The organism is Bellilinea sp., from assembly GCF_034432615.1.
In the GTDB taxonomy this organism is placed as follows: domain Bacteria; phylum Chloroflexota; class Anaerolineae; order Anaerolineales; family Anaerolineaceae; genus Bellilinea.
In genome coordinates, this window is sequence record NZ_DAOUBL010000019.1 from 1 (window position 1) to 1,538 (window position 1,538).

2 protein-coding genes and 1 pseudogene are annotated in these 1,538 nt (G+C 61.1%); all 3 read left to right on the plus strand.

Annotated features, from left to right (window positions below):
- A pseudogene (locus VAE48_RS01055) lies at positions 1-217 on the plus strand (N-acetyl-gamma-glutamyl-phosphate reductase); the annotation flags it as partial.
- A 14-nt stretch (positions 218-231) separates the two neighbouring features.
- The gene (locus tag VAE48_RS01060; protein ID WP_322791455.1) at positions 232-1,035 is read left to right on the plus strand and encodes a [LysW]-aminoadipate kinase; all 804 of its coding nucleotides are present in this window, start codon (positions 232-234) and stop codon (positions 1,033-1,035) included.
- Positions 1,032-1,538, plus strand: a 507-nt coding sequence (locus tag VAE48_RS01065) for an aspartate aminotransferase family protein (RefSeq protein ID WP_322791456.1), incomplete at its 3' end; no start/stop codon positions are given. The genes VAE48_RS01060 and VAE48_RS01065, both read left to right, overlap by 4 nt.

Genomic DNA, 1,538 nt, shown 5'->3' on the forward strand with positions numbered 1-1,538 from the left:
CGGCATTTACCGCGTGCCGGAGGCGAAAATTCTGGCTGGCAGCAACTACGCCGATGTCGGCTTTGATGTGGACGAAGAAAGCGGGCGGGTGATCGGCATGGCGGCGATTGATAACCTGATGAAGGGCGCTGCCGGTTCGGCCGTGCAGGCAATGAACCTGATGTGCGGTTTTGAGGAAACCGCCGGCCTGACCTTTGGCGGTTTGCATCCCATTTAGTGGAGGAATCAGCCATGCTGGTTATCAAAATTGGCGGCGCCGCCGGCGTCAACTTTGCTTCCATCTGTGCGGATGTGGCCGAACTCGTTCAACAGGGGCAAAAAGTGGTGCTGGTGCACGGCGGCTCGGCAGAGGTGAACGAAATTTCAACCCAACTCGGCCATCCGCCGCGCTTTGTCACCAGCGAAAGCGGTTTTACCAGCCGTTACACCAACCGCGAAACGCTGGAAATTTTTGCCATGGTCACGGCCGGTAAAATCAACACCCTGCTGGTGGAACAGCTGCAGCAAAAAGGTGTGAACGCCTTTGGGCTGACCGGTCTGGACGGGCGCTGGATGGTGGCGCACCGCAAAGAAGCCATCCGTGTGGTGGAAAACGGGCGCAAACGGGTGCTGCGCGATGATTACACCGGCAAGATTGAGCAGGTCAACCCGGCGATTCTCTCCCTGCTGCTCGGCATGGGGCTGACGCCGGTGGTCGCGCCGCTGGCGATCTCGCCTGCTGGCGAAGCGCTGAATGTGGACGCCGACCGCGCCGCGGCGATGGTGGCCGGCGCGCTGGGCGCGCAAAGCCTGATTTTACTGACCAATGTGGCCGGTCTGATGCGTAAATTCCCGGATGAAAGCACGCTCATTCATCATCTGCCGCGGGTGGAGGTGCAGCGCGCCATTGAATACGCCGAAGGGCGGATGAAAAAGAAAGTGTTGGGGGCGGCCGAGGCACTGCAAGGCGGCGTCAGCCGGGTCATTTTTGCGGACGGGCGCAGCGATCACCCCCTGCTGGATGCCCTGAATGGAAAGGGAACGATAATCGAATGATGGACATCATCGAAATTGAAAATCACCATACCTCCGGTTTGTACACCAAGCGCCCGCTGGCGATTGTGCGCGGGCAGGGGGCGCGCCTGTGGGACAGCGAAGGACGCGAGTATATTGACTGCGTCGGCGGGCAGGGGGCGGCTAACATCGGCCACGCCAACCCGCAGGTGGCACAGGCAATTGCCGAACAGGCGCAGCGGCTGATCTCCTGCCCGGAGATGTTCTACAACGACCGGCGCGCCGCCTGGGAAGAACGGCTGTGTCAGGTCAGCGGTTACCCGCGCGTTTTTTTGTGCAATTCGGGGGCCGAAGCGAACGAAGCCGCCATCAAGTTTGCCCGCCTGACCACCGGCCGCAGTGAGATCATCGCTTTCAAGCGTGCCTTTCACGGGCGCACGTTCGGCGCGCTTTCGGCGACGTGGGAAAAGAAGTACCGCGAGCCGTTCGAGCCGCTGGTGCCCGGCTTTATCCACCTGACCTACAATGACCGGCAGGCGCTGCAG